This window comes from Pantoea sp. SIMBA_079 (genome assembly GCF_046940275.1).
GTDB lineage: Bacteria > Pseudomonadota > Gammaproteobacteria > Enterobacterales > Enterobacteriaceae > Pantoea > Pantoea borealis.
In genome coordinates this window covers 16,715-39,343 of record NZ_JAWRYR010000018.1, presented here as the reverse complement: position 1 = coordinate 39,343, position 22,629 = coordinate 16,715, and the positions used below count along the sequence as shown (strand labels likewise).

22 protein-coding genes are annotated in these 22,629 nt (G+C 56.8%); 20 read left to right on the top strand and 2 right to left on the bottom strand.

All coding sequences use genetic code 11. From position 1 onward, the window contains the following. Positions 1 to 80: 80 nt before the first annotated feature. The 4 genes from mazG to queE all read left to right on the top strand — a co-directional run bounded on the left by mazG (position 81) and on the right by queE (position 4,957). Positions 81 to 872: a nucleoside triphosphate pyrophosphohydrolase gene (gene mazG, locus SB719_RS17580; protein ID WP_412159522.1), complete on the top strand. Its 792-nt coding sequence runs from the start codon at positions 81 to 83 to the stop codon at positions 870 to 872. Positions 873 to 1,123: 251 nt separating this feature from the next. After that, on the top strand, positions 1,124 to 2,761 hold the full coding sequence (pyrG, locus tag SB719_RS17575) for a glutamine hydrolyzing CTP synthase (protein WP_065648316.1): 1,638 nt from the start codon (positions 1,124 to 1,126) through the stop codon (positions 2,759 to 2,761). A gap of 76 nt (positions 2,762 to 2,837) precedes the next feature. Then, complete coding sequence (gene eno / locus SB719_RS17570; RefSeq protein WP_412159521.1) at positions 2,838 to 4,136, top strand: phosphopyruvate hydratase; 1,299 nt, start codon at positions 2,838 to 2,840, stop codon at positions 4,134 to 4,136. A gap of 149 nt (positions 4,137 to 4,285) precedes the next feature. Next, positions 4,286 to 4,957 (top strand): 7-carboxy-7-deazaguanine synthase QueE, encoded by a 672-nt coding sequence (gene queE / locus SB719_RS17565; RefSeq protein ID WP_039379876.1) that lies wholly within the window; start codon positions 4,286 to 4,288, stop codon positions 4,955 to 4,957. Between the two features lie 145 nt (positions 4,958 to 5,102). On the opposite strand, the gene SB719_RS17560 is transcribed toward queE, so the two are convergent. Then, positions 5,103 to 5,702 (bottom strand): inorganic diphosphatase, encoded by a 600-nt coding sequence (locus SB719_RS17560; RefSeq protein WP_412159520.1) that lies wholly within the window; start codon positions 5,700 to 5,702, stop codon positions 5,103 to 5,105. A 246-nt stretch (positions 5,703 to 5,948) separates the two neighbouring features. Beyond that, on the bottom strand, positions 5,949 to 6,311 hold the full coding sequence (queD, locus tag SB719_RS17555) for a 6-carboxytetrahydropterin synthase QueD (protein WP_104085513.1): 363 nt from the start codon (positions 6,309 to 6,311) through the stop codon (positions 5,949 to 5,951). Between the two features lie 293 nt (positions 6,312 to 6,604). Between queD and cysJ the strand changes: the two genes are divergently transcribed. The 16 genes from cysJ to rpoS all read left to right on the top strand — a co-directional run bounded on the left by cysJ (position 6,605) and on the right by rpoS (position 22,585). Continuing rightward, positions 6,605 to 8,410, top strand: a complete 1,806-nt coding sequence (cysJ, locus tag SB719_RS17550; protein ID WP_313067505.1) for an NADPH-dependent assimilatory sulfite reductase flavoprotein subunit — start codon at positions 6,605 to 6,607, stop codon at positions 8,408 to 8,410. Further along, a complete protein-coding gene (gene cysI, locus SB719_RS17545) occupies positions 8,410 to 10,134 on the top strand; it encodes an assimilatory sulfite reductase (NADPH) hemoprotein subunit (RefSeq protein WP_065648321.1) in 1,725 nt (574 codons plus the stop codon). The genes cysJ and cysI overlap by 1 nt, the downstream gene beginning before the upstream one ends. Continuing rightward, on the top strand, positions 10,131 to 10,865 hold the full coding sequence (locus tag SB719_RS17540; RefSeq protein WP_304234304.1) for a phosphoadenylyl-sulfate reductase: 735 nt from the start codon (positions 10,131 to 10,133) through the stop codon (positions 10,863 to 10,865). Before cysI ends, SB719_RS17540 begins: the two co-directional genes overlap by 4 nt. Positions 10,866 to 11,134: 269 nt before the next feature. Beyond that, positions 11,135 to 12,550 carry a siroheme synthase CysG gene (cysG, locus tag SB719_RS17535; RefSeq protein ID WP_065648323.1) on the top strand — a complete coding sequence of 472 codons (1,416 nt, stop codon included), beginning with the start codon at positions 11,135 to 11,137 and terminating at the stop codon, positions 12,548 to 12,550. Positions 12,551 to 12,559: 9 nt separating this feature from the next. After that, entirely contained in the window at positions 12,560 to 13,468 is a 909-nt protein-coding gene (gene cysD / locus SB719_RS17530) for a sulfate adenylyltransferase subunit CysD (protein WP_304234307.1), read from the top strand. A 10-nt stretch (positions 13,469 to 13,478) separates the two neighbouring features. Next, entirely contained in the window at positions 13,479 to 14,906 is a 1,428-nt protein-coding gene (gene cysN, locus SB719_RS17525) for a sulfate adenylyltransferase subunit CysN (RefSeq protein ID WP_412159519.1), read from the top strand. Next, positions 14,906 to 15,511 (top strand): adenylyl-sulfate kinase, encoded by a 606-nt coding sequence (gene cysC / locus SB719_RS17520; protein ID WP_412159518.1) that lies wholly within the window; start codon positions 14,906 to 14,908, stop codon positions 15,509 to 15,511. The genes cysN and cysC overlap by 1 nt, the downstream gene beginning before the upstream one ends. 58 nt (positions 15,512 to 15,569) lie before the next feature. After that, complete coding sequence (locus tag SB719_RS17515; RefSeq protein ID WP_065648327.1) at positions 15,570 to 15,890, top strand: DUF3561 family protein; 321 nt, start codon at positions 15,570 to 15,572, stop codon at positions 15,888 to 15,890. Positions 15,891 to 16,059: 169 nt separating this feature from the next. Beyond that, positions 16,060 to 16,377 carry a cell division protein FtsB gene (gene ftsB / locus SB719_RS17510; protein ID WP_039379853.1) on the top strand — a complete coding sequence of 106 codons (318 nt, stop codon included), beginning with the start codon at positions 16,060 to 16,062 and terminating at the stop codon, positions 16,375 to 16,377. A 4-nt stretch (positions 16,378 to 16,381) separates the two neighbouring features. Then, entirely contained in the window at positions 16,382 to 17,098 is a 717-nt protein-coding gene (gene ispD / locus SB719_RS17505; protein WP_304234353.1) for a 2-C-methyl-D-erythritol 4-phosphate cytidylyltransferase, read from the top strand. Then, on the top strand, positions 17,098 to 17,577 hold the full coding sequence (ispF, locus tag SB719_RS17500; RefSeq protein ID WP_412159525.1) for a 2-C-methyl-D-erythritol 2,4-cyclodiphosphate synthase: 480 nt from the start codon (positions 17,098 to 17,100) through the stop codon (positions 17,575 to 17,577). The genes ispD and ispF overlap by 1 nt, the downstream gene beginning before the upstream one ends. Then, positions 17,574 to 18,617, top strand: a complete 1,044-nt coding sequence (truD, locus tag SB719_RS17495) for a tRNA pseudouridine(13) synthase TruD (RefSeq protein ID WP_293005344.1) — start codon at positions 17,574 to 17,576, stop codon at positions 18,615 to 18,617. Before ispF ends, truD begins: the two co-directional genes overlap by 4 nt. 236 nt (positions 18,618 to 18,853) lie before the next feature. Further along, a complete protein-coding gene (gene surE, locus SB719_RS17490; protein WP_304234357.1) occupies positions 18,854 to 19,612 on the top strand; it encodes a 5'/3'-nucleotidase SurE in 759 nt (252 codons plus the stop codon). Next, positions 19,609 to 20,235, top strand: coding sequence for a protein-L-isoaspartate(D-aspartate) O-methyltransferase (locus tag SB719_RS17485; protein WP_065648329.1), 627 nt, complete (start codon positions 19,609 to 19,611; stop codon positions 20,233 to 20,235). Before surE ends, SB719_RS17485 begins: the two co-directional genes overlap by 4 nt. A 166-nt stretch (positions 20,236 to 20,401) precedes the next feature. Then, positions 20,402 to 21,541, top strand: a complete 1,140-nt coding sequence (nlpD, locus tag SB719_RS17480) for a murein hydrolase activator NlpD (RefSeq protein ID WP_065648330.1) — start codon at positions 20,402 to 20,404, stop codon at positions 21,539 to 21,541. A 51-nt stretch (positions 21,542 to 21,592) separates the two neighbouring features. Beyond that, positions 21,593 to 22,585 carry an RNA polymerase sigma factor RpoS gene (rpoS, locus tag SB719_RS17475; protein ID WP_039330767.1) on the top strand — a complete coding sequence of 331 codons (993 nt, stop codon included), beginning with the start codon at positions 21,593 to 21,595 and terminating at the stop codon, positions 22,583 to 22,585. The last annotated feature ends 44 nt before the right edge of the window (positions 22,586 to 22,629 follow it).

Below are 22,629 nucleotides of genomic sequence, written 5' to 3'. Positions count from 1 at the left end.
GCGCAGCCGGCACTGGCCCGCTGCCCTTCAGGGTCGCCCTTAACGGCGGCCCTTTTTATACTGTTTTTCGAGGATTCTCCATGACAGCCCTGAACCGTCTGCTTACCCTGATGCAAACCCTGCGCGATCCGGTGCGCGGTTGCCCGTGGGATCGCCAGCAGACATTTGCCACTATTGCGCCTTATACGCTGGAAGAGACGTATGAATTGCTTGATGCTATCCAGCGGAGAGATTTTACCGATCTGCGCGATGAGCTGGGCGACCTGCTGTTTCAGATTGTGTTCTATGCCCGTATGGCAGAAGAAGAAGGGCGTTTTAACTTCGACGATATCTGCAACGCGATCGGCGACAAGCTCGAGCGCCGTCATCCGCATATCTTTGGCAGCGCTGAGGCTGAGAGCGCCGAAGAGGTACTGCAGAACTGGGAAGCGATTAAACAGGATGAACGCGCGGCGAAAGCGCAGCACTCGGCGCTGGATGATATTCCGCGCGCGCTGCCGGCGCTGATGCGGGCGCATAAAATCCAGAAGCGCTGCAGCAGTGTAGGCTTTGACTGGGACAGCCTCGGACCGGTGCTGGATAAGGTGCATGAGGAGATTGATGAAGTCATGCATGAAGCGCAGCAGGCCACTGTCGACAGCGACAAGCTGGAGGAGGAGATTGGCGATCTGCTGTTTGCGACGGTAAATCTGTCACGCCATCTCGGCAGTAAAGCGGAAATCGCGCTGCAGAAAGCCAATGATAAATTTGAGCGTCGCTTCCGCCACGTAGAGCAGATTATTACGGCGCAGGGATTGAGTATGCCGGCAGCAACGCTGGAGCAGATGGAAGCGGCATGGCAGCAGGTAAAACTGAGTGAGAACAATCACTAGCCTGTGCAGCGTTATACTGCTGGTTATTCCAGCAGTGCGCATAATTCATCCGCTTGCGCTTACTCGATTCAGCCATCCGGCAACTTTGTGACATGCGTCAACATTTTCTGGCTGACTATCCGTTATGTTAGCCGCTGCACGGCGCGGGAGGATGGTGTGATTCATCAATTGTGGCTGGGGACGACTTCGGGTATACTGCTTTCCCGTCCTGGTTATTCCATCGTCTTTAAACCTAAACTCTCAGGTTCAGCATGACAACGAATTATATTTTTGTGACCGGCGGGGTCGTTTCCTCTCTGGGCAAAGGCATTGCCGCAGCCTCCCTCGCAGCTATCCTCGAAGCACGTGGTCTGAATGTGACCATCATGAAACTCGATCCGTATATTAACGTTGATCCGGGTACCATGAGCCCGACGCAGCATGGTGAAGTATTTGTCACCGATGACGGGGCCGAAACCGATCTGGATTTAGGTCACTACGAGCGTTTCATTCGCACCAAAATGTCGCGTCGTAACAACTTTACTACCGGTCGTATCTACTCAGAAGTGCTGCGCAAAGAGCGTCGCGGTGACTATCTGGGTGCCACGATCCAGGTTATTCCACACATCACCAACGCTATCAAAGAGCGCATCATCGAAGGTGGCGAAGGTCATGATGTCGTGCTGGTTGAGATTGGTGGCACCGTAGGCGATATCGAATCCCTGCCGTTCCTGGAAGCGATTCGCCAGATGGCGGTAGACGTTGGCCGTGAACACACCATGTACATGCACCTGACGCTGGTGCCGTATATGGCCGCAGCGGGTGAGGTAAAAACCAAGCCTACTCAGCACTCAGTCAAAGAGCTGCTGTCGATTGGTATTCAGCCTGATGTACTGATCTGCCGTTCCGATCGCGCGGTACCTGCCAACGAGCGGGCAAAAATTGCGCTGTTCTGTAACGTGCCGGAAAAAGCCGTTATCTCGCTGAAAGATGTCGACTCCATTTATAAAATCCCGGGCCTGCTGAAGTCGCAGGGTCTGGATGACTATATCTGTAAACGCTTTAATCTGAACGCACCGGAAGCTAACCTCGCCGAGTGGGAGCAGGTTATCTATGAAGAAGCGAATCCGGGCGGAGAAGTGACCATCGGTATGGTCGGCAAATATGTTGAGCTGCCGGACGCCTATAAGTCAGTGATTGAAGCGCTCAAGCATGGCGGCCTGAAAAACCGCGTCACCGTGAACATCAAACTGATCGATTCACAGGATGTGGAGACGCGCGGCGTTGAGATCCTGAAAGATCTCGATGCGATTCTCATTCCCGGCGGTTTCGGCTATCGCGGCGTGGAAGGCAAGCTGATGACGGCACAGTACGCGCGTGAAAATAACATTCCGTATCTCGGCATCTGCCTCGGTATGCAGATTGCGCTGATGGAGTTCGCACGTAATGTGGCCGGGATGGAAGGCGCCAACTCCACCGAATTTGTGCCAGACTGTAAATATCCGGTGGTCGCGCTGATCACGGAATGGCGTGATGAACATGGCAACGTTGAGCAGCGTACTGAGCAGAGCGATCTGGGCGGTACTATGCGTCTGGGTAGCCAGCAGTGTCAGCTGACGCCGGAAAGCAAAGTACGCCAGCTCTACGGTTCTGATGTGATTACCGAGCGTCACCGTCACCGTTATGAAGTCAACAATCTGCTGCTGAAGCAGATTGAAGCAGCGGGGCTGCATATTGCGGGCCGTTCCGGCGATGATCAACTGGTTGAGATTATTGAAATCCCGAACCATCCGTGGTTTGTGGCCTGCCAGTTCCATCCGGAGTTCACGTCAACACCACGTGATGGTCATCCGCTGTTTGCCGGCTTTGTGAAAGCCGCGCAGGAGCACCAGAAGCGTTTAGCGAAGTAAGAGTTTACGAACAACGCGCGAACTTTTCGCGCGTTGTTTGTCTTAGGATTGACTAACTTGTACTGAGGAAAATCGAATGTCCAAAATCGTTAAAGTCATTGGTCGCGAAATCATCGACTCCCGTGGCAACCCGACTGTAGAAGCAGAAGTGCATCTGGAAGGCGGTTTCGTTGGTCTGGCGGCAGCTCCATCAGGCGCTTCTACCGGTTCACGTGAAGCACTGGAGCTGCGCGACGGTGATAAGTCTCGCTTCCTGGGCAAAGGCGTAACCAAAGCGGTTGCAGCGGTTAACGGCCCAATCGCTGACGCGGTAAAAGGCAAAGATGCCAAAGACCAGGCGAACATCGATAAGATCATGATCGAGCTGGACGGTACTGATAACAAATCCAACTTCGGTGCAAACGCCATCCTGGCTGTTTCTCTGGCCGCAGCGAAAGCTGCTGCAGCATCAAAAGGCCTGCCGCTTTACGCACACATTGCTGAGCTGAACGGCACCCCAGGCAAATACTCTATGCCGCTGCCAATGATGAACATCATCAACGGCGGTGAGCACGCGGATAACAACGTGGATATCCAGGAGTTCATGATCCAGCCGGTGGGCGCGAAAAATATCAAAGAAGCCATCCGTATGGGTTCTGAAGTCTTTCACAACCTGGCTAAAGTGCTGAAAGCCAAAGGCATGAGCACTGCAGTCGGTGATGAAGGTGGCTATGCGCCTAACCTCGGCTCCAACGCTGAAGCGCTGGCGGTTATCGCTGAAGCGGTAAAAGCAGCGGGCTATGAGCTGGGCAAAGATATCACCCTGGCGATGGACTGTGCCGCGTCTGAATTCTATAAAGATGGCAAATATGTTCTGGCTGGCGAAGGCAACAAAGCGTTCTCTTCTGAAGAGTTCACTCACTTCCTGGAAGATCTGACCAAACAGTACCCAATCGTTTCTATCGAAGATGGCCTGGATGAATCTGACTGGAACGGCTTCGCTTACCAGACCAAAGTGCTGGGCGACAAAATCCAGCTGGTAGGCGACGATCTGTTTGTCACCAATACCAAAATCCTGAAGGAAGGTATTGATAAAGGCATCGCGAACTCTATCCTGATCAAATTCAACCAGATCGGCTCTCTGACCGAAACGCTGGCTGCGATCAAGATGGCGAAAGATGCAGGCTACACGGCCGTTATTTCTCACCGTTCAGGCGAGACAGAAGATGCCACTATCGCTGACCTGGCGGTAGGTACGGCAGCGGGCCAGATCAAAACCGGTTCCATGAGCCGTTCTGACCGTGTTGCTAAGTACAACCAGCTGATCCGTATTGAAGAAGCGCTGGGCGAAAAAGCACTGTTCAATGGTCTGAAAGAAGTGAAAGGCCAGGCGTAATCGCCTGCAGGTGCTGCTCCGTGCAGCACGCTTTGCCTGAAAGCCCCGCTATAAGCGGGGCTTTTTGTTTTTCAGGGCACAAAGCGGCTGTGAAGCTGCAGTAAAAATCTGCCATAATCTGCGCCCCGAATGAGAGACGTGAGTGAAAAATGTTCTACCCGATTAACGAAATGTTCCAGACGCTGCAGGGCGAAGGGTTTTATACCGGCGTGCCGGCCATCTTTATCCGCTTACAGGGATGTCCGGTGGGATGCAGCTGGTGTGATACCAAACATACCTGGGAGAAGCGCGCGGATCGGGAGACCTCACTGGGTGATATTCTGGTCAAAACCGTGGAGAGCGATGCCTGGGGAAGTGCAGACGCGGCCACGCTAATTGAGACCATCGCCCGGCAGGGCTGGAGCGCGCGCCACGTGGTGATCACCGGCGGCGAACCGGCAATTTTTGACCTGCGTCCGCTAACAGAGGGTCTGGAAGCGCACGGATTCCAGTGTCAGATCGAGACCAGCGGCACCCATGAGGTGCACTGCTCTGCAGCGACCTGGGTTACGGTCTCACCTAAGGTGAATATGCGCGGTGGCTACGATGTGCTGCTGCAGGCGCTGACGCGCGCAGATGAGATCAAGCATCCGGTGGCGCGCGAGCGTGACGTGGAGGCGCTTGATGAGCTGCTGGCAGAGCTGCATGATGATAAACCGCGTATTGTGGCGCTGCAGCCGATCAGCCGCGGCGATGCCGCGACCCGGCTCTGTATTGAAACCTGCATCGCCCGTAACTGGCGGCTCTCCATGCAGACGCACAAGTACCTGAATATTGCCTGATTCACAGCAGGGGCGCATCAATGCGCCCCCTACGCACATATCCGTAGGGGCGCCATTTATGGCGCCCGGATAGAAATCGCACATCGGCCAGGGACGCATGAATGCGTCCACTACGCACATACCGGTAGGGGCGCGCCCGGGCCAGCTACTGCTTCGCGTTATAGGCGTCAAACGCCTGCTTGATCTCCGCCCTGGCTTTAGCCGCATCCTCAAAACCGTTCAGTTCGACCTTTTTACGGCCATCCGGTAACTGTTTATACACCCGGAAAAAAGCCTCCAGCCGCTGCTGCTCAATGCGGGGCAGATCGCTTATCTCTTTAATATCATCATAGGTCGGATCGATTTTACTGGCGGGTACGGCGACAATTTTGTCATCCACTTCACCGCCATCAATCATTTTCAGCACGCCAATCGCACGCAGCTTAATCAGCGTGCCGGGCTGTAACGGCGCACGGGTGTAAAAAATCACATCCAGCGGATCGTTATCGCCGCCCAGTGACTGAGTCAGGGAACCATAGTTAGCCGGATACGCGACCGGCATCGACTGAAAGCGGTCAGCCACAATAAACCCGGTTTTCGCATCAGTTTCATATTTGATCGTTCCGCCTGCCGGAATTTCTGTCACCGCGTAAAACTCTTCCGGCATCTTCTCCGGCTGGGGAAAATCGAGCACATTTTGCGCCTGAACGGCAGCAGAAGCAGAGATAAAAACAGCAAGCAGGGAAAGGTGTTTCACAAGGTTCATTGTTGATTCTCTTGAGTTTTAACAGAGGAGACAACAACGTAGAGGGGGATTGTTACAAAGAGATGAATCAGCAGTAATAGGCGATCCGGAGATGCATTCAGGTCTGACAGCGGTTCAGATGCGGACCCGTGATCCCACGTTGCAGGAAGGCAGCAACCGCGTTCCTCCTCAGGCGCTTACATGAGTAAGTGACGGGGGTGGACAAGGGCAGCCAGCGCACCTGCAGCGTGGAAAACGCCGGTCCGGTCAGCCGCGGTAAACGCAGCCAGCAGTACACGTCTCTTTGATCATGACCGCGCTCAGCACCGGCAGCACCGGCTTAAGCTCATCCCAGATCCACTTCGCCAGCACTTCACTGGTGGGATTTTCCAGACCCGGAATATCGTTCAGATAGTGATGATCCAGTCGCTCATAGAGCGGACTGAAAATCGCTTTCAGTTCAGCAAAATCCATAACCCAGCCGGTATACGCATCCACTTCACCGGTTATTTCCAGTCGCACCAGAAAGGAGTGGCCGTGCAGACGACCGCATTTGTGCCCTTCAGGCACGTGAGGTAAGCGGTGAGCCGCTTCAAACTGGAACTCTTTAAACAGCGTGGTAGACATAATGACTCTCAAACGAAAAAACCGCTGAAGTCTACCTCAAAAGCAGATTTTTCGCACCCGCCGGGGCGCAAAAGCGCATTTAACGCTATCCGGCAGGGTACCTGAAGATAAAATCCATATTTAACAAAGGGATAATTTACCACTTTTGGCGGTTACTGATACCCGAAAAACCGCTTAGTCATTTTGGTTATTTATTATGTCGAACCCTTATTTAATCGTTAATATACAGCTCGGTAACCTACCTCCTCTTCCACCGCTTCTCGGTCCGGACTTCTGACACTGGAATTTTTAACGCGATGACGACTCAGGCACCCCCAGGCTCCATGCTGCCGCTCTCTCCGGAGCAACTTGCGCGCTTACAGGCGGCGACCACGGAATTCAATACGACTCAGCTGGCCTGGCTTTCGGGCTACTTCTGGGGCATGGTCAACCAGACGCCCGGTGCGGTTGCAGCACCTGCTGCTCCGCCAGCGGAAACCCCGGGCGTGACGCTGATTTCAGCTTCGCAAACCGGCAATGCGCGTCGCCTGGCAGAACAGCTGCGTGACGACCTGCTGGCAGCGAAGCTGAATGTCAATCTGGTTAACGCCGGTGACTATAAGTTCAAGCAGATTGGCCAGGAAAAGCTGCTGGTTATCGTCACCTCGACGCAGGGCGAAGGTGAGCCGCCGGAAGAGGCGGTCGCGCTGCATAAATTCCTGCTGTCGAAGAAAGCACCGAAAATGGACGGCGCGGCCTTTGCCGTGTTTGGTCTCGGCGACACCTCTTACGAGTTTTTCAGCCAGGCGGGTAAAGATTTCGACAGCCGTCTGGCAGAGCTGGGTGCAGAGCGCCTGCTGGATCGCGTTGATGCCGACGTTGAATACAGCGAGCTGGCCAGCGCCTGGCGCCTGCAGCTGACCGATCTGCTGAAAGCGCGCGTGCCGGTCGCACCTGCGGCGCAGATTGCGGCCAGCAGCACCGGCAATGTTAACCTGGTTGACAGCAGCCCTTACACGAAAGAGCTGCCGCTGACCGCCAGCTTTGCGCTGAATCAGAAAATCACCGGCCGCCTCTCTGATAAAGATGTGCGCCATATTGAAATCGACCTCGGTGACTCCGGCCTGCGCTATCAGCCGGGCGACGCGCTGGGCGTCTGGTATGAGAATGATGCTGAGCTGGTGCAGGAGCTGCTGCAGCTGGTGTGGCTGAAAGGCGATGAGCAGGTAACGGTACAGGGCAAAACGCTGCCGCTGACTGAAGCGCTGCAGACGCAGTTTGAACTCACGGTCAACACGCCGCAGATAGTGGAGCGCTACGCCGCGCTGTCGCGCAATGAGGCGCTGCTGGCGCTGGCAGAAGATAAGCAGAAGCTGCAGAGCTATGCCCAGAGCTTCCCGATTGTGGATATGGTGCGCCAGGCGCCCACTGAACTGAATGCCGAGCAGCTGACGGGCTTACTGCGTCCGCTGACGCCGCGCCTTTACTCAATTGCGTCTTCCCAGGCGGAGAACGACACCGAGGTGCATATCACTGTGGGGGCGGTGCGGTATGAGATCGATGGCCGTCAGCGCGGTGGCGGCGCCTCAACCTGGCTCGCCGATCGGCTGGAAGAAGAGGGCGCCATCCGCGTCTTCATTGAACATAATGACAATTTCCGCCTGCCGGCTAATCCGGATGCACCAGTGATCATGATTGGTCCGGGCACCGGTATTGCGCCGTTCCGCGCGTTTATGCAGCAGCGTGATAATGACGGTGCCGGCGGTAAAAACTGGCTGTTTTTCGGCAACCCGCACTTTACCGAAGATTTTCTCTATCAGGTAGAGTGGCAGAAGTATGTTAAGCAGGGGCTGCTGACCCATATCGATCTCGCCTGGTCACGCGATCAGGCTGAGAAAGTCTATGTACAGGATAAAATCCGGGCGAAAGGCGCAGAGGTCTGGCGCTGGATCGAAGAGGGCGCTCACCTTTACGTTTGTGGCGATGCGAATCGCATGGCGAAAGATGTGGAGCAGGCATTACTGGATGTGGTGGTCGAACACGGCGGCATGGATCGTGAAACGGCTGATGAATTTTTGAGTGAGCTGCGCATTGAGCGCCGTTATCAGCGAGACGTTTACTAATGAGCGAAAAACACCCTGGACCGCTGGTGGTTGAAGGTAAACTTTCTGACGCCGAGCGTCTGAAAAAAGAGAGCAACTATCTGCGTGGCACCATCTTAGACGATCTCGACGATGGCCTGACCGGTGGGTTCACCGGCGATAACTTCCTGCTGATCCGCTTTCACGGCATGTATCAGCAGGACGATCGCGATATTCGCGCTGAGCGAGCTGAGCAGAAGCTGGAGCCGCGTCACGCCATGATGCTGCGCTGCCGTCTGCCGGGCGGCATCATTACCCCGACGCAGTGGCTGGCGATTGATAAGTTTGCGGCTGAAAAAACCCTCTATGGCAGCATCCGCCTGACGAACCGGCAGACGTTCCAGTTTCACGGCATTCTGAAAAAGAATGTGAAACCCACGCATCAGATGCTGCATGAAGTGGGACTCGACGCGCTGGCGACCGCCAATGATGTCAACCGCAACGTACTCTGCACCTCAAACCCGGTGGAGTCAGAGCTGCATCAGGAGGCTTACGAGTGGGCGAAAAAACTCTCTGAGCACCTGCTGCCGCAGACCCGCGCCTATGCGGAAATCTGGTGGGATAAGGAAAAAGTTGCGACCACAGATAAAGAGCCGATTCTTGGCGAAACCTATCTGCCGCGTAAGTTTAAAACCACCGTGGTGGTACCGCCGCACAATGATGTTGATCTGCATGCCAACGATCTTAACTTTATTGCGATCGCCGAGCACGGCAAGCTGGTCGGTTTTAATGTGCTGGTGGGTGGCGGTCTCTCTATCGAACATGGCAATAAAGCGACGTACGCCCGTACCGCCAGTGAGTTTGGTTTCCTGCCGGTAGAGAAGATCCTGGATGTGGCGGCGGCAGTCGTCACTACGCAGCGCGACTGGGGTAACCGTACCGATCGTAAAAACGCTAAAACCAAATACACCCTTGAGCGGGTGGGCGTTGAGACGTTCAAAGCGGAAGTGGAAAAGCGTGCCGGTCTGACTTTCGCGCCGGCGCGTCCGTACGAATTTACCACGCGCGGCGATCGTATCGGCTGGGTTAAAGGCATCGATAACAAGTGGCACCTGACGCTGTTTATTGAAAATGGCCGCCTGCTTGATTATCCGGGCCGTCCGCTGAAAAGCGGCATCGCCGAAATCGCCAGAGTACACCAGGGGGATTTCCGTCTCACCGCTAATCAGAACCTGATTGTGGCCGGTGTGCCGGAAGCGCAGAAAGCGCAGATTGAAGCGATTGCCCGCGAGCACGGACTGATGGAAAGCGTGACCCCGCAGCGTGAAAACTCAATGGCCTGCGTAGCGTTTCCGACCTGTCCGCTGGCGATGGCAGAAGCAGAGCGTTTCCTGCCGTCCTTTGTCACCAAAGTTGAAGAGATTATGCATCGTCACGGCGTGGGCGAAGAGCATATCGTATTGCGCGTAACCGGCTGTCCGAACGGCTGCGGTCGTGCGCTGCTGGCAGAGCTGGGACTGGTCGGCAAAGCGCCAGGCCGCTACAACCTGCATCTCGGCGGTAACCGGGTGGGTACGCGCATTCCGCGTATGTACCGTGAAAATATCACCGAGAGCGAAATTCTTGCCACGATTGATGAACTGGTGGCGCGCTGGGCAAATGAGCGCGAGGCTGGCGAAGGTTTTGGTGACTTCACGATCCGCACCGGTATTGTTAAAGCGGTGACGGATCCGGCTCGTGATTTCTGGGACGCGGAGGCTGTATGACCCTGCCCGATCTCGCCGTACTGAACAGCGGCAGCAAAGTTGATCGTATTATGGCGCTGGCTGAGAGCAATGTGCAGCTGGAGAAACTCTCTGCTGAAGCGCGCGTCAGCTGGGCGCTGGAACAGCTGCCGGGAGCGTTTGTTCTCTCCTCCAGTTTTGGTATCCAGGCGGCGGTGCTGCTGCATATGGTCACGCAGCAGCGGCCGGATATTCCGGTGATCCTCACCGACACCGGCTATCTGTTCCCGGAAACCTATCGCTTTATCGATGAGTTAACGGCAAAGCTCAACCTTAACCTGCAGATTTTCCGCGCGGAGACCTCGCCTGCATGGCAGGAAGCGCGCTACGGCAAACTGTGGGAGCAGGGCGTGGACGGCATTGAGCAGTATAACCAGCTCAATAAAGTGGAACCGATGAACCGGGCGCTGAGCACGCTGGGCGCGCAGACCTGGTTTGCCGGACTGCGGCGCGACCAGTCAGGCAGCCGGGCCAGTCTGCCGGTGCTGGCGGTCCAGCGCGGTGTCTTTAAGATCCTGCCTATTATCGACTGGGATAACCGGCAGGTGCATCAGTACCTGAAACAGCATGGCCTGAGCTATCACCCACTGCGGGATGAGGGCTATCTCTCAGTAGGGGACACCCATACCACGCGTAAATGGGAACCGGGCATGGCTGAAGAGGAGACGCGCTTCTTTGGCCTCAAGCGCGAGTGCGGTCTGCACGAAGGCTAACCTCGATCCACAGGGCGAATTTTCGCCCTGTTTTTTTATTCCTCTCTGGCCCACCTCTGCTAATTCCTAAAGTGATCCCCGTCTGGCCGCGGTCAGAATCGTGCTGCCTGAAAAAAGCGTTATAAAATCAGTTCTTAAGCAGAAAAACGCATCAGCTTTGCCACCGCTATATTCCATTTGGTAACTACTCATGCGAAATCGTAATTTCATCTGGCGGAATAGCGCGACGTATAGTCGCGATAACTTATTGTAAAACTAGCAAGGTTATCGTGGATTATCTGCCCCTCTTTGCCGATCTCAGACAGCGTCCGGTGCTGGTCGTCGGCGGTGGTGAAATCGCTGCCCGTAAAATTGAACTGCTGCGCCGGGCTGGCGCGCGCATCCTGGTGGCCGCCCGCGAGCTGGGGCATGAACTGCAGGCGCTGGAGGCAGAGCAAGCCGTTGAGTGGATAGCCCGCAGTTTTGAGCCGTCTCAGCTTGACGGCGTATTTCTGGTGATTGCCGCTACCGATGATAACGCGCTTAATTCGCAGGTATTTGACGCCGCCAATGCGCGGCACAAGCTGGTTAACGTAGTGGATGACCAGCCTAAATGCAGCTTTATCTTCCCTTCTATTGTTGATCGCTCACCGCTGGTCGTTGCGATCTCATCCAGCGGCACCGCGCCGGTGCTGGCGCGGCTGCTGCGGGAAAAAATCGAAGCGCTGCTGCCGGCAAACCTGGGCCAGATGGCCGCACTGGCAGGAGAGTGGCGCGACAAAGTCAAACAGCGCTATCGCAAAATGTCCGATCGCCGCCGTTTCTGGGAGCGCGCCTTTAATGGTCTGTTTGCCAGTCAGATGGCGGCAGGCAATGTCAGCGCAGCGCGCCAGACGCTTGATCGTGAGCTGGAACACATCAGCGATAACCAGGGTGAAATTGCGCTGGTTGGCGCAGGGCCTGGCGACAGCGGCCTGCTGACGCTGCGCGGCCTGCAGGTGATGCAGCTGGCGGATGTGGTGCTGTATGACCATCTGGTCAGCGATGAGGTGCTGGATCTGGTGCGGCGCGATGCCGATCGCATCTGCGTCGGAAAACGCGCCGGTGCCCATTCGGTGCCGCAGGAAGAGACCAACCAGCTGCTGGTATCGCTGGCGCTGCAGGGCAAGCGCGTGGTGCGGCTGAAAGGCGGCGACCCCTTTATCTTTGGCCGCGGCGGTGAAGAGCTGCAGGCGGCGAAAGCGGCAGGCATTCCGTTCCAGGTGGTGCCAGGCATTACCGCTGCCGCAGGCGCGACCGCCTACGCAGGCATCCCGCTGACGCACCGCGATCATGCCCAGAGTGTGATGTTTATTACCGGTCACTGCCGCGCCGACGGCGATGGCATTGACTGGCCATCACTGGCGCGTGCGCGCCAGACGCTGGCTATCTATATGGGCACCGTCAAAGCAGCAGAGATTGCCGCCGGACTGATTGACCACGGCCGCGATCCGCTAACGCCCGTGGCGGTAATCGGGCGCGGCACGCGTCAGGATCAGCAGGTGCTGACCGGAACCCTGAATCAACTTGAGGTGCTGGCAGCCGCCGCGCCGACGCCTGCGCTGTTAGTGATTGGCGAAGTGGTGAACTTGCACGGGCAATTAGCCTGGTTTCAACATTCTGCACAGCAGGGGGCTCGCGAGTCCGCCGTTGTCAATTTGGCTTGAGGAAAAACTATGGACCAAAATCGTCTTACTCATCTGCGTCAGCTGGAAGCAGAGAGTATCCATATCATCCGCGAGGTGGCGGCCGAGTTCAGCAATCCGGTGATGATGTACTCCATCGGTAAAGACTCTTCGGTGATGCTCCACCTGGCGCGTAAAGCATTCTTCCCGGGAACGCTGCCGTTTCCTCTGCTGCATGTTGATACCGGCTGGAAATTCCGCGAAATGTATGAGTTCCGCGATCGCACGGTGAAAAACATGGGTGCCGAGCTGCTGGTGCACCGTAATCCGGAAGGCGTGGCGATGGGGATTAACCCGTTTGTCCACGGCAGCGCCAAACACACCGATATTATGAAGACGGAAGGACTGAAGCAGGCGCTGAACAAGTACGGTTTTGATGCCGCCTTTGGTGGCGCGCGTCGTGATGAAGAGAAGTCGCGTGCGAAAGAGCGCATCTACTCTTTCCGCGACCGTTTTCATCGCTGGGATCCTAAAAATCAGCGCCCTGAGCTGTGGCATAACTACAACGGCCAGATCAACAAGGGCGAAAGCATTCGCGTATTCCCGCTCTCTAACTGGACCGAACTCGATATCTGGCAGTATATCTTCCTGGAAAACATCGACATCGTGCCGCTCTACCTTGCTGCGCCGCGCCCGGTTCTGGAGCGCGACGGCATGCTGATGATGATTGATGACGATCGTATCGATCTGCAGCCAGGCGAAGAGATCATCGAGCGCATGGTGCGTTTCCGTACGCTGGGCTGCTGGCCGCTGACCGGCGCTGTAGAGTCTGAAGCGCAGACGCTGCCGGAGATTATCGAAGAGATGCTGGTCTCCACCACCAGCGAACGACAGGGACGTATGATTGACCGCGACCAGGCGGGATCGATGGAACTGAAAAAACGCCAGGGTTATTTCTAAGGAGACGCAGATGAATACCGTTATTGCACAACAGATTGCCGAGCAGGGTGGCGTAGAAGCCTGGCTGACGGCGCAACAACATAAGAGCCTGCTGCGTTTCCTGACCTGCGGCAGCGTTGATGACGGCAAGAGCACCCTGATTGGCCGCCTGCTGCACGACACGCGACAGATTTATGAAGATCAGCTCTCTTCCCTGCATAACGACAGCAAACGGCACGGTACCCAGGGTGAAAAACTCGATCTGGCGCTGCTGGTCGATGGCCTGCAGGCGGAACGCGAGCAGGGCATTACTATCGATGTCGCTTATCGCTACTTCTCGACGGAAAAACGCAAATTTATTATTGCGGATACCCCGGGACACGAGCAGTACACCCGTAATATGGCCACCGGCGCCTCAACCTGCGATCTGGCTATTCTGCTGATCGACGCGCGCAAAGGCGTGCTGGATCAGACCCGGCGCCACAGCTTTATCTCTACGCTGCTGGGCATCAAACATCTGGTGGTGGCGATCAACAAAATGGATCTGGTGGAGTATCGCCAGGAGACATTTGAGCAGATCAAACAGGATTATCTCGACTTCGCGGCTCAGCTGCCGGGCGATCTGGATATTCGCTTTGTGCCGATGTCCGCGCTGGAAGGGGACAATGTCGCCACCCCGAGTACCACCATGCCGTGGTACAGCGGTCCGACGCTGCTGGACGTGCTGGAAACGGTTGAACTGAAGCGCGTGGTCGATCACCAGCCAATGCGTTTCCCGGTACAGTACGTTAATCGCCCTAATCTCGACTTCCGCGGCTACGCCGGGACGCTGGCGTCCGGTACCGTGCGACCGGGACAGCGGGTAAAAGTACTGCCTTCTGGCGTGGAGTCCACTATCGCCCGCATCGTGACCTTTGACGGCGATCTGCCGGAAGCGGCAGCGGGGGAGGCGATTACCCTGGTGCTGAACGATGAGATCGATATCAGCCGGGGCGACCTGCTGGTTGTTGCCGATGCCGATCTGCAGGCGGTACAGTCCGCTACGGTTGACGTGGTCTGGATGGCGGAGCAGCCGCTGCAGCCAGGGCAGAGCTATGAAATTAAAATTGCCGGTAAAAAAGCGCGTGGGCGGGTGGAAAAAATTCTGCATCAGGTGGAGATCAACACCCTGGCAACGCACACCGTTGACAGCCTGCCGCTGAACGGTATCGGGCTGGTAGAGATCACTTTTGATGAGCCGATGGTGCTGGATCCTTATCAGCAAAACCCGGTGACCGGCGGCATGATCTTTATTGACCGCCTGAGCAACGTCACCGTAGGCGCTGGTATGATCAATCAGCCGCAGAGCGCTGCACCTGCTACAGCGGGTACCTATAGCGCCTTTGAACTGGAGCTGAATGCGCTGGTACGTCGCCACTTCCCGCACTGGAACGCACGCGATCTGCTGGGCGGTGCGTAATGGCGCAGCATGATGAAAACGTGGTGTGGCACGACCATCCGGTCACCCGGACGGCGCGTGAGCAGCAGCATGGTCATCAGGGTGTCGTACTGTGGTTTACCGGGCTGTCCGGCTCGGGTAAATCCACCGTAGCGGGTGCGCTGGAGCAGGCGCTGCATCAGCTTGGCGTCAGCACTTATCTGCTGGACGGTGACAACGTGCGACACGGCCTGTGCCGCGACCTGGGTTTCAGTGATGACGATCGCCGGGAGAATATCCGGCGCGTGGGTGAGGTTGCCAGGCTGATGGTCGATGCCGGGCTGGTGGTACTGACCGCGTTCATCTCGCCGCACCGCGCTGAACGGCAGATGGTGCGCGATCTGCTGGGCGAGGGCGAGTTTGTTGAGGTCTTTGTCGATACGCCGCTGGCGGTATGCGAAGCGCGCGATCCGAAAGGATTGTATAAAAAAGCGCGCGCCGGCGAACTGCGCAATTTCACCGGTATCGACAGCGCCTATGAGGCGCCAGAGGCCGCTGATATCACGCTGGATGGCGAACAATTGGTTACAAAACTCGCGGCCCAATTGTTAGACCTGCTGCGCCGCCGCGATATCATCAGATCCTGAACCGACGCGGCAAATGCCTTCACCGGGTTTGCCGCATTTTAGCGTCAACAGGATCTCTATGCAGAACGTCACTCCCATGCTCGCACGCAAAGACGACAGCTTGCCTGAAGAGCCGCGCTCTTCGTTACCCGGCGGCGTCATTGGCTTTTTCGCCTACTGGTGTGCGCTGGCAATCCCCTTTCTGCTCTACGGCTCTAATACGCTGTTCTTTTTTCTCTATACCTGGCCTTTTTTCCTCGCGCTGCTGCCGGTATCGGTGCTGGCCGGCATTGTGCTGAGCCTGATGATGCGCGGGCACCTGTTCTGGTGCGCCGTTGCGACTGGCCTGCTGGTCATCTGCCTGTTCTGGCTGCTGTTCTCTTATCTGTCCGGCTGGTAAGCGCAGAGATGTGCAAACGCATCGGCTGGTTACAAAAGTTTGCCTGCTGTTTTCCGCGTCCGCCTGCTATAAATGATCCGGATAAATCTGCTTACGCGCCATTTTCGCTGCCGCAGTGGAGTCCGGACTCAAGTTATGGGATGATTGGGCCGTTTTTCAGGGGGCGGGGATGGGAAAACTGACGTTACTGCTGCTCGCGCTACTGGGATGGTTGCAATATTCCCTGTGGCTGGGCAAGAACGGTATCCATGATTACACACGCGTCAGCGAAGACGTGGTGTCACAACAGGCGAATAACGCCAAACTCAAAGCGCGAAACGATCAGCTGTTTGCCGAAATTGACGATCTCAATGGCGGTTCAGAAGCGATTGAAGAACGCGCACGCAGCGAGCTGGGTATGATTAAACCCGGCGAGACTTTCTATCGCCTGGTGGCAGACCAGAACAAACGTAATGCGCAGCAATCTGCGCAAAATCAGCAACGATAACAACATGACTCACCACTCTCACGCTGCGGATGTGATTGCCGTCGTGCCGGCTGCCGGTGTCGGCAGCCGCATGCAGGCGGCGTTTCCCAAGCAATATCTCACTATTGGTACCATGACGCTGCTTGAACACAGCGTGGCGCGCCTGCTGGCTAACGCCGCGGTGCAGCAGGTTATTGTCGCCGTCAGTGCTGACGACGGCTGGTTTGATTCGCTGCCGCTGGCGCACGATCCGCGCGTGGTGCGGGTTACCGGCGGCGCAACCCGCGCCGAGTCGGTGCTGGCAGGCCTGCAGCACATCAAAGAGAGCGCGTGGGTGCTGGTGCACGACGCCGCGCGCCCGTGCCTCCATGCTAACGACCTGGCACGGCTGCTGGCCGCGCGGGATCACACTCAAACCGGCGCCATTCTGGCCGCACCGGTACGCGATACCATGAAGCGCGCTGAGCCGGGCCAAACCGCGGTGGCGCATACCGTTGAACGTGACGATCTCTGGCATGCGCTGACGCCACAGTTTTTCCCGCATACGCTGCTGACTGCCTGTCTGAGCCGGGCGCTCAGCGAAGGTGCCACCATTACTGATGAGGCGTCAGCGCTGGAGTATTGCGGCTATCATCCGCAGCTGATCAGCGGGCGCAGCGACAACATCAAGGTCACGCGACCGGAAGATCTGGCGCTGGCGGCCTTTTACCTTACTCAGATTCAACGACAGGAGAACGCATGATGCGTATCGGTCACGGCTTCGACGTTCACGCTTTTGGCGGTGAAGGTCCCCTGGTGATTGGCGGGATGCGTATCCCGTTTGAGCACGGTTTTATCGCCCACTCCGACGGTGACGTTGCGCTGCATGCGCTGACCGATGCCCTGCTGGGCGCGGTAGCGATGGGCGATATTGGCAAGCTCTTTCCGGATACCGATCCGGCGTTTAAAGGGGCGGACAGCCGCGGGCTGCTGCGTGAGGCGTGGCGCCGTATTCAGGCAAAAGGCTACGCCATTGGCAACGTTGACGTCACGATTATCGCGCAGGCGCCTAAAATGCTGCCGCACGTGCCGCAGATGCGTGTCAATATCGCCGAAGATTTGGGCTGCCACATGGATGCGGTGAACGTGAAAGCCACCACCACCGAAAAGCTGGGCTTTACCGGACGCGGTGAGGGTATCGCCTGCGAGGCAGTGGCACTGCTGGTAAAGGCTAACGCATGAGTGAGCTGCACTATCTGCACGGCGTGCCCGCTGCCACTGGCATCATTAAAGCGCGTCCGGATGATTTTGTGGTGATCGAAGATCTCGGTTATCCCTATGACGGTGACGGCGAGCAGCTGCTGGTGCGCATCCGTAAAACCGGCTGCAACACGCGGTTTGTTGCTGAAGCCCTGGCAAAGTATCTGGGGGTGCCGGCGCGCGACCTGAGCTATGCCGGCATGAAAGACCGCCACGCCGTGACTGAACAGACGCTCTGTTTTCGCCTGCCGGGTAATGCAATGCCGGTCATGAGCGGCTTTCACCTTGAAGGGGTTGAGATCCTGCAGGTGATCCGGCACAGGCGTAAGCTGCGGACCGGCGCGCTGGCAGGAAATGCCTTTCGTCTGGTGATCCGCGACGTGTCTGACCGTGCAGACGTTGACGCACGCCTGCAGCAGATCCAGACGCAGGGCGTGCCCAACTATTTTGGCGAGCAGCGCTTTGGCCGCGGCGGTAATAATCTTCAGCAAGCGCAGCGCTGGGCAGAAGAGCAGTTTCATCCGCGCGATCGCAACATGAAAAGTCTGCTGCTGTCAGCCGCGCGCAGCTATCTGTTTAATCAGGTAACCAGCGCGCGTCTGCAGCGCGACGGTTCGCTGCAGCAGGTGCAGGCAGGCGATGCATTGCAGCTCGCCGGACGCGGCAGCTGGTTTGTGGCTGCCGCCGATGAGCTGCCGGTGCTGCAGCAGCGCGTGGCCGCGCATGAGCTGCGCATCACGGCACCGCTGGCGGGACGGGGTGAAGCGGGCACACAAGGTGAAGTCGCCTCATTTGAGCAGCAGCAGCTGGCGCAATCGCCAGCCCTGCTGACGCTGCTGACGCGTGAACGGGTTGATGCCGCCCGCCGCGCCATGCTGGTAGTGCCAGACAATCTGCAGTGGCAGTGGCAGGATGACGCCACGCTGGCGCTGCAGTTCTGGCTGCCCGCCGGCAGCTTCGCTACTAGCCTGGTGCGCGAGCTGCTGAGCAACGGCGCTGCGGCACCGCTCGGCGACGAGTAGTGCTGGTTCCCTTGCGCTGACCTCCGGCGCATTATTCCACCCGGCCGCTGGCCGGGTTCTGACCACTGCACTGACAAACCCTCTCTGTATCGCGATTTACGTCTACCACTTCCTGCGCCTCATCGCTAGAATGCACCTATCCCTGTCTCACCGGCCACTGGCGTAGTTGCGCCCGATTTTTCGCACCGCCGGCACAGGCTGGCGGGGACCGGTTAATGAACAAAGGTCAGAAACAGATGCGGATATTGCTCAGTAACGATGATGGAATCCATGCGCCTGGCATTCAGACGCTGGCGCATGCGCTGCGGGAATTTGCTGAGGTCCAGGTGGTGGCACCTGACCGCAACCGCAGCGGCGCCTCTAATTCGCTGACGCTGGAAACGCCGCTGCGTACCTTTACGCATGCCAGCGGCGATATCGCTGTACAGATGGGCACGCCCACCGATTGCGTCTTTCTTGGCGTGAATAAGCTGATGCAGCCGCGTCCCGACATTGTGGTTTCAGGCATCAATGCCGGCCCCAATCTGGGCGATGATGTCATCTATTCCGGTACCGTCGCGGCTGCGATGGAGGGCCGGCATCTCGGCCTGCCGGCGCTTGCGGTGTCGCTGAATGGCCATACGCATTATGACACTGCTGCAGCCGTAACCTGTGTGCTGCTGCGCGCGCTCTCCCGGGCACCGCTGCGCACCGGACGCATCCTCAATATTAATGTGCCCGATTTACCGCTGGCGCAGATTAAAGGCTTTCGCGTTACGCGCTGCGGCAGCCGCCACCCGGCGGATCAGGTGATTTGCACTGAAGATCCACGCGGCCAGCCGCTCTACTGGATCGGTCCACCTGGTGACCAGCTTGATGCCGGACCTGACACCGATTTTGCTGCCGTTGACGCCGGCTATGTTTCGCTGACGGCGCTGCATGTCGATCTCACCGCCCACCCCGCGCAGAGCGTTCTGCAGGACTGGCTGCTGCAGGCAGAGGTCTCACTGGCATGATAAACCGGCGCATCGACACGCTGTTAGCCCAGCTGCGGGCGCAGGGCATTACTGATGAGCGTCTGCTGCAGGCGATTGCCGATGTACCGCGGGAGCGCTTTGTAGATGAAGCCTTTGAGCACAAGGCGTGGGACAACACGGCACTCCCCATCGGCAGCGGACAGACCATTTCTCAGCCCTATATGGTGGCGCGTATGACCGCGCTGCTGGAGCTGGACCCGCACTCACGCGTGCTGGAAATTGGTACCGGCTCCGGCTATCAGACCGCGATTCTCGCGCACCTGGTCGATCACGTCTGCTCCGTTGAGCGCATCAAAGGGCTGCAGTGGCAGGCTAAGCGCCGTCTGAAACAGCTCGACCTGCACAACATCTCTACCCGGCACGGCGACGGCTGGCTCGGCTGGCCCGCGCGCGGGCCGTTTGATGCCATCATTGTTACCGCGGCACCGCCTGAAATTCCGACTGCGCTGATAGCACAACTCGGGGAAGGCGGCAGAATGGTGCTGCCGGTGGGGGAGGACCATCAGGTGCTTAAGCGTCTGCGCCGCCGAAAAGGCGAGCTGACCGAAGAGATTATCGAGCCGGTACGCTTTGTTCCGCTGGTGCAGGGCGACCTGGCGTAAGGGCGATCTTACGTATTTCTTCACAATCCCGGCGTGGCATGGCGCAGGTGATATTGTTACTATCCTCTTTTTCGATACCGATGCGCGTTTGAAACCATACGCGTAGAGAATTATGCGGTTCAGGCCGCAAGAGAGTTCTGACCAGTATTGCCATCACGGGGGAGCAATGAGCACAGGAAGCACCGCATTTCAATTACGCCGTCTGGCGGCAGTCTCACTGGTAGGTTTCTGGCTGGCTGGCTGTAGCTCTGGCGATAACACGCAGGCGCCTATCAGTCAGGTCGGCAGCAGTAATGGCGGCGGTATGCTGACACCTCAGGGCGGCGGCATGGCCGCTCCACAAGGAGGGGGTATGGTCGCCGGGCAGAGTTCCCCGGTACCCGCTATGCCACAAGGTGGAATGTTAAGCAATAATGCACCTTCTGCCGCGCCTGCGGGCGGAATGATTAGTACCAGTAATAATGTAGCGACTGAAAACGGACGAATTGTTTACAACCGAAATTACGGGAATATTCCGAAAGGCAGTTACGGCGGTGAAACCTATACCGTTAAGCGTGGCGACACGCTGTTTTATATCGCCTGGATTACCGGCAACGATTTCCGCGATCTGGCTCAGCGCAACAACATCCCCGCGCCGTACGGCCTGAGCGCCGGCCAAACCCTCCAGGTTGGCAACGGTAACGGTCAGACAATTACCGGTGGAAATGCGATTACAGCGGCCGATGCCAGCCAGAGCGGCACCCCTGGAACCAATACTCAAACGCAAATTAAATCCCCGGCTGTTGCACAGCAACCTGTTATTACGTATTCTGATGATTCAGGTTCGACAGGTGGGAAAATGCTACCGTCGAAAGGAGCAACTAATGTGGCAACGACCACAGCTCCGGTTACCGCACCGCCTACAGTCAGCAGCACTACAAATAGCTCAACCCCGGTGGGGAGCTGGCGCTGGCCGACTGATGGCAAGATCATCGATAACTTCTCTGCTGCGGAAGGCGGAAACAAAGGTATCGATATCGCCGGGTCTCGCGGACAATCTGTTGTCGCTACCGCATCGGGAAGGGTGGTGTACGCAGGTAACGCGTTGCGCGGGTACGGTAATTTGATCATCGTTAAGCATAACGATGATTATCTGAGCGCCTACGCCCACAACGATACAATGCTGGTCCGGGAACAACAGGAAGTTAAGGCGGGGCAAAAGATAGCTACCATGGGTAGCACCGGTACCAGTTCAGTTAGATTGCATTTTGAAATTCGTTACAAGGGGAAATCCGTAAATCCGTTGCGTTATTTACCGCAGCGATAATCCGGCAGAACCTTTGGTGTTCTGCCCTTGGATCACGGGTAGGAGCCGCTTATGAACCAGAATACGCTGAAAGTTAATGAGTTACATGAAGATGCGGAATTCGAGGAGAACGGAGCTGAAGTTTTCGATGAGAAAGCTCTTGTTGAGAACGAACCTGGTGATAGCGAAGTAGCAGAAGAAGAGCTGTTGTCACAGGGTGCGACGCAACGAGTACTGGATGCGACGCAGCTCTACCTCGGAGAGATCGGTTATTCTCCGTTGCTGACGGCAGAAGAAGAAGTCTTCTTTGCGCGTCGTGCTTTACGAGGCGATATTCCTTCTCGCCGCCGCATGATTGAAAGTAACTTACGCCTGGTAGTGAAGATTGCCCGTCGTTACAGCAATCGTGGTCTGGCCCTGCTGGACCTGATTGAAGAGGGTAACCTTGGCCTGATTCGTGCCGTAGAAAAATTTGACCCGGAGCGCGGGTTCCGTTTTTCAACGTACGCTACCTGGTGGATTCGTCAGACTATTGAACGGGCTATCATGAACCAAACCCGTACAATTCGCCTGCCGATTCATATTGTTAAAGAGCTGAACGTTTATCTGCGTACCGCGCGTGAACTTTCACACAAGCTCGATCATGAGCCGAGTGCGGAAGAGATTGCCGAGCAGCTGGATAAGCCAGTTGATGACGTAAGCCGTATGCTGCGTCTCAATGAACGTATTACCTCGGTTGACACCCCGCTGGGTGGTGATTCCGAAAAAGCGCTGCTGGACATCCTGGCCGATGAAAAAGACAACGGTCCGGAAGACACCACGCAGGACGATGACATGAAACAGAGCATCGTTAAGTGGCTGTTTGAACTCAATGCCAAGCAGCGTGAAGTGCTGGCGCGTCGTTTCGGCCTGTTAGGCTATGAAGCGGCAACCCTGGAAGATGTGGGTCGTGAAATCGGGTTAACCCGTGAACGCGTTCGTCAGATTCAGGTTGAAGGGCTGCGTCGCCTGCGGGAAATCCTGCAGACACAGGGCCTCAATATCGAAGCACTGTTTCGTGAATAAGCCATAATCAGCAGCAAAAACGGTGACCTGTCAGGTCACCGTTT

Excerpts from the sequence above, each read along its gene's own strand:
- mazG (WP_412159522.1), top strand. The coding sequence starts at position 81 with ATGACAGCCCTGAACCGTCTGCTTACCCTGATGCAAACCCTGCGCGAT.
- pyrG (WP_065648316.1), top strand. The coding sequence starts at position 1,124 with ATGACAACGAATTATATTTTTGTGACCGGCGGGGTCGTTTCCTCTCTG.
- eno (WP_412159521.1), top strand. The coding sequence starts at position 2,838 with ATGTCCAAAATCGTTAAAGTCATTGGTCGCGAAATCATCGACTCCCGT.
- queE (WP_039379876.1), top strand. The coding sequence starts at position 4,286 with ATGTTCTACCCGATTAACGAAATGTTCCAGACGCTGCAGGGCGAAGGG.
- SB719_RS17560 (WP_412159520.1), bottom strand. The coding sequence starts at position 5,702 with ATGAACCTTGTGAAACACCTTTCCCTGCTTGCTGTTTTTATCTCTGCT.
- cysJ (WP_313067505.1), top strand. The coding sequence starts at position 6,605 with ATGACGACTCAGGCACCCCCAGGCTCCATGCTGCCGCTCTCTCCGGAG.
- cysI (WP_065648321.1), top strand. The coding sequence starts at position 8,410 with ATGAGCGAAAAACACCCTGGACCGCTGGTGGTTGAAGGTAAACTTTCT.
- SB719_RS17540 (WP_304234304.1), top strand. The coding sequence starts at position 10,131 with ATGACCCTGCCCGATCTCGCCGTACTGAACAGCGGCAGCAAAGTTGAT.
- cysD (WP_304234307.1), top strand. The coding sequence starts at position 12,560 with ATGGACCAAAATCGTCTTACTCATCTGCGTCAGCTGGAAGCAGAGAGT.
- cysN (WP_412159519.1), top strand. The coding sequence starts at position 13,479 with ATGAATACCGTTATTGCACAACAGATTGCCGAGCAGGGTGGCGTAGAA.
- cysC (WP_412159518.1), top strand. The coding sequence starts at position 14,906 with ATGGCGCAGCATGATGAAAACGTGGTGTGGCACGACCATCCGGTCACC.
- SB719_RS17515 (WP_065648327.1), top strand. The coding sequence starts at position 15,570 with ATGCAGAACGTCACTCCCATGCTCGCACGCAAAGACGACAGCTTGCCT.
- ftsB (WP_039379853.1), top strand. The coding sequence starts at position 16,060 with ATGGGAAAACTGACGTTACTGCTGCTCGCGCTACTGGGATGGTTGCAA.
- ispD (WP_304234353.1), top strand. The coding sequence starts at position 16,382 with ATGACTCACCACTCTCACGCTGCGGATGTGATTGCCGTCGTGCCGGCT.
- ispF (WP_412159525.1), top strand. The coding sequence starts at position 17,098 with ATGCGTATCGGTCACGGCTTCGACGTTCACGCTTTTGGCGGTGAAGGT.
- truD (WP_293005344.1), top strand. The coding sequence starts at position 17,574 with ATGAGTGAGCTGCACTATCTGCACGGCGTGCCCGCTGCCACTGGCATC.
- surE (WP_304234357.1), top strand. The coding sequence starts at position 18,854 with ATGCGGATATTGCTCAGTAACGATGATGGAATCCATGCGCCTGGCATT.
- SB719_RS17485 (WP_065648329.1), top strand. The coding sequence starts at position 19,609 with ATGATAAACCGGCGCATCGACACGCTGTTAGCCCAGCTGCGGGCGCAG.
- nlpD (WP_065648330.1), top strand. The coding sequence starts at position 20,402 with ATGAGCACAGGAAGCACCGCATTTCAATTACGCCGTCTGGCGGCAGTC.
- rpoS (WP_039330767.1), top strand. The coding sequence starts at position 21,593 with ATGAACCAGAATACGCTGAAAGTTAATGAGTTACATGAAGATGCGGAA.